Genomic DNA, 3470 nt, shown 5'->3' with positions numbered 1-3470 from the left:
CATCGGCCAGTATCAGGGCATCGTCGAGGACGAGAATCTGCTGTCCATCCCCGGTATGCTGCCGGACTACAATCGGCGCTTCGATGAGTTCCAGCAGTATGCCAAGAACAACGGCGTTGGCTGGCACATGATGACCCACGCCGAATGGGCGGCCATCGCGCTGTGGTGCTGGAAAAACGGCACGATGCCGCGTGGCAATACCAACTATGGCAAGAGCCACTCCATGCCCCACGAGACCGGTCGCTCCGGTGGCCCCTGGATCTACACGGGCTCGGGCCCGGCCTCGTGGCGCCACAATGGCCTGCCGCACGGTATTGCTGATCTCACCGGAAATTTCCCGGAATGGCTTGGTGGCGTGCGCCTGAACGAAGGCGAAATTCAGATACTGCCGAACAACGACGCAGCGGACAATACCAAATCCCAGAGCGCCGATTCCGCCCACTGGAGGGCCATCAGGGCGTCTGACGGCGCCCTGGTCGCACCGGGTACGGCGGGCACGCTGAAATACGACGCGGCAACTGCCGTGACCAATTACGATACGCAGGCCGCAATCCTGTCCGACTCCAAGACCAATCCCACCAACCCCGGTGGCAATGGCTACAACACCCGCAACACCTTCAAAAGCATGGGGGTGAAAGCCGGCCTGACCGTTCCTGCAATCGCCAAGGCGCTGGGCCTGTACCCTGTTGCTGACAGCAACCTTGGCGATGATGGTTTCTGGATGTGCAACCATGGCGAGCGTTTGCCTCTGGTCGGTGGTGACTGGCAGGATGGATCCAGGGCCGGGGTCTTTGCGCGCACGCTCTGCAGTGTGCGAACGGGGACGGACTCGGGCGAGTTCGGGAATTTGTTGATACTCGGTACCGCCCGGATAGCCTTTATCCTTTGACAGAGAAACCACAGCACCCCTGAATGAAAATAGACCCCCCATTTCCCCACCCCCAACGGCGCACCACACAAGGTGCGCCGTTTTTCCTTACACACACAGCAAAAGGAGTTAAACCATGGCACTGACACATAACACCATCACCCCCATCCCGAGCGACGGCCCCAATACCCTGACCACGCTCTGGAACAGCCGCTACCAGGAAATCGACGCCAACTTCGCGTACCTCGAGAACGAGATTGCCGCCGCGCAGCTCGGCGACAGCAGCCTTTGCAACACCATCGGCACAATGGCCAGAAAACTCAACAACGTGTCCCGCACGCTCAACAGCGTGGGGACGCGCTTCGTCCAAATCGTCGGCATCGTCTGCACGGCCACGGGCGGCGGCGCCGGCACCTGGCAGCGCATTGACGCGAACTACAGGGCCATCAACACCACGGGGGAAACCTTCAACAAGCACCCGACCTACGCCGGCGTGATCGACGAGACCATCGACGGCCAGGCCATGGTGAGAGTGCCCCTGTTCTATATAAAGACCGGCACCGTCCCGCGCGGTGACTACGTCGGCAAGCGCTACTGGATGGTCTCCGACCTGCCGGTACCCGGCTTCAGCGTGCACCCGGCCTTTATGCACGCCGGCGTCGAAATCGACCAATACTGGGTGGGCAAGTACCAGGGCACGGCGGACGGCGACAGCAAGCTGGGATCGGTTGCCAATGTTCTTCCGTTGCAGTCCTCGGACGACCCGGTCCACAGGCTCGTCTTCTTCGAGGACATGCGCGCGCTCGCCAACGCACGCAACACGGCAGGCGTGACCGGGTTTTGCATGTGGAACATCTACCAACTCGCGGCGATCCAGACGCTGGCCTTGATCGAAATGGGGGGCTCCGACAGCCAGAGCCTGATCGGCCAAGGCCATGTGTCCAGCCCAACTACCCTGGTGACCGACCACGAAACCGTGAAGAGAGCCGCTTGGCGCGGCATCGTGGGCCTGTGGGGCAACCTCGGGCAGATGATCGATGGCTTGAAGACCAATGCCGACGCGCAGTACATGATCTGGGACAAGAACGGCAACCAGACCTACGAGAGCACCTCCAAGACCGCGCCGGCGAACGGCTACCCCGTGCAGATGGCCACCGACAGCGCCGAGCGCTACGACCTGGGCCTGGTCTTCGTTGCCGGCGCGACCAATCTTGCCTACGACCAAGGCACCTATGGCGACTACTTCAAGCAGGCGCCAAACAGCGTCACCTACTACGGCGGCAGCAGAGAGTCGGTATCGGGCAACCACGTCGGCCTGTTCTCTCTGGAAATCAACTGGCACGCGGAGTACGGGCACAGTCACATCGGCAGCCGCCTCGCCAAGGTGTAAGGAGATCGATGCGACGCACTGGCGGCGCACGTGCGCGAAGCCCCAGGCGGTGGCCGCCAACACCAACGCATCCGGCACGCCACCAGGCCGCCAAGCCGCCAAAGACCGGATCGAACCCCCGGGCACGGCGCCGGACATGGCGCCGCGCGTGGCCTGGGGCGACGGACTCGACGGACTCGACGGACCGACTGACGGCCCAAGGGCGCGGCGCACCGGTCATCGGATGGCCCCCCCTTCGGGCAAGCGACCTGGGCGAGCCACGCGCGAAGACCACGCAAGGGCCCCGAGCCCCGAGCCCCGAGCAAGAACCACAGCCGCCCCATTGTTCTTGGCATGGTTTCGCTTTTAAGAGAGAATGGGTCGCGTGTTCGAGATAAAGCACTACATCACCGACGAAGGCCGCGACGTATTCGGGGACTGGCGCAGCAAGGTGAAGGACGTCAAGGCGAGGATAGCCATCGACCGGCGCTTATACCGCGTCGAGCTGGGCAACCTGGGCGACCACAAACCCTGCAGGCAAGGGGTGTGGGAGCTACGCATCGACACCGGGCCGGGCTACCGCATCTACTACGCGCAGGCCGGGCAGACCGTAGTCCTGCTGCTATGCGGCGGCACCAAGCACGCGCAGGACGCCGACATGACAAAGGCATGCGAATACTGGCAGAACTGGCAGCGCAGCAACGCGAAACAGGAGAAAGAGCGATGAACGACCGGGCACACGACGACGCAATGGCCGAAATCCTGCGCAAGGACCCGGCGTACGCAGTGGAACTGCTCAACAGCATCCTGGAAGACGGCGACCAGGCAGAACTGCTGATCGCGCTGCGCCAAATGGCAAAAGCATTTGGCGGCGTGACGAAAGTAGCCGAGAAAGCGCAGCTCAACGGAACGCACATCTACCGCACGCTCTGCGCGCAAGGCAACCCGGAGATCCGGAGCCTATCGGCGATACTCAAAGTCATGGGCCTGCGCCTGGCGGTGCAACCGATTCCCGCCCCCGACACAGCGCATGCATGAACGCAGCGCCCCGATTCCCCGTCGAACCCGCGCGAGCGCTGCACGCGCGCATGGACGGACGGACGGACAGACGCGGCGCACGCCACGACACAACCGACAACCGAATAGCCTGCCGACACCGCCCCCGCGACCCGGCTTGCGCCCCACGCCAACCCGACTGACGGCCACAGGCGCGTACCCAGCGCGCGCGCAGCG

General features: G+C 63.3%; 4 protein-coding genes. All 4 read left to right on the top strand.

Translation table 11 applies throughout. The features are described from left to right. Positions 1–889, top strand: an 889-nt coding sequence (locus VTU_RS33720) for a hypothetical protein (protein ID WP_010106809.1), incomplete at its 5' end; no start/stop codon positions are given. A gap of 115 nt (positions 890–1004) precedes the next feature. Continuing rightward, positions 1005–2258: a hypothetical protein gene (locus tag VTU_RS0118110; protein WP_010106808.1), complete on the top strand. Its 1254-nt coding sequence runs from the start codon at positions 1005–1007 to the stop codon at positions 2256–2258. Between the two features lie 355 nt (positions 2259–2613). Then, positions 2614–2964 carry a type II toxin-antitoxin system RelE/ParE family toxin gene (locus VTU_RS0118105; RefSeq protein WP_010106807.1) on the top strand — a complete coding sequence of 117 codons (351 nt, stop codon included), beginning with the start codon at positions 2614–2616 and terminating at the stop codon, positions 2962–2964. Continuing rightward, positions 2961–3275, top strand: a complete 315-nt coding sequence (locus VTU_RS0118100; protein WP_010106806.1) for a helix-turn-helix domain-containing transcriptional regulator — start codon at positions 2961–2963, stop codon at positions 3273–3275. The genes VTU_RS0118105 and VTU_RS0118100 overlap by 4 nt, the downstream gene beginning before the upstream one ends. Positions 3276–3470 lie beyond the last annotated feature (195 nt).

Origin of the sequence: Verminephrobacter aporrectodeae subsp. tuberculatae At4, assembly GCF_000193225.1 — a bacterium.
Lineage (GTDB): Bacteria > Pseudomonadota > Gammaproteobacteria > Burkholderiales > Burkholderiaceae_C > Acidovorax > Acidovorax aporrectodeae.
This window is presented reverse-complemented; position numbering and strand designations above follow the sequence as displayed.

What these genes read in the sequence shown, in the direction of transcription:
- VTU_RS0118110 (WP_010106808.1), top strand. Translation starts at nt 1,005, where the DNA reads ATGGCACTGACACATAACACCATCACCCCCATCCCGAGCGACGGCCCC.
- VTU_RS0118105 (WP_010106807.1), top strand. Translation starts at nt 2,614, where the DNA reads ATGGGTCGCGTGTTCGAGATAAAGCACTACATCACCGACGAAGGCCGC.
- VTU_RS0118100 (WP_010106806.1), top strand. Translation starts at nt 2,961, where the DNA reads ATGAACGACCGGGCACACGACGACGCAATGGCCGAAATCCTGCGCAAG.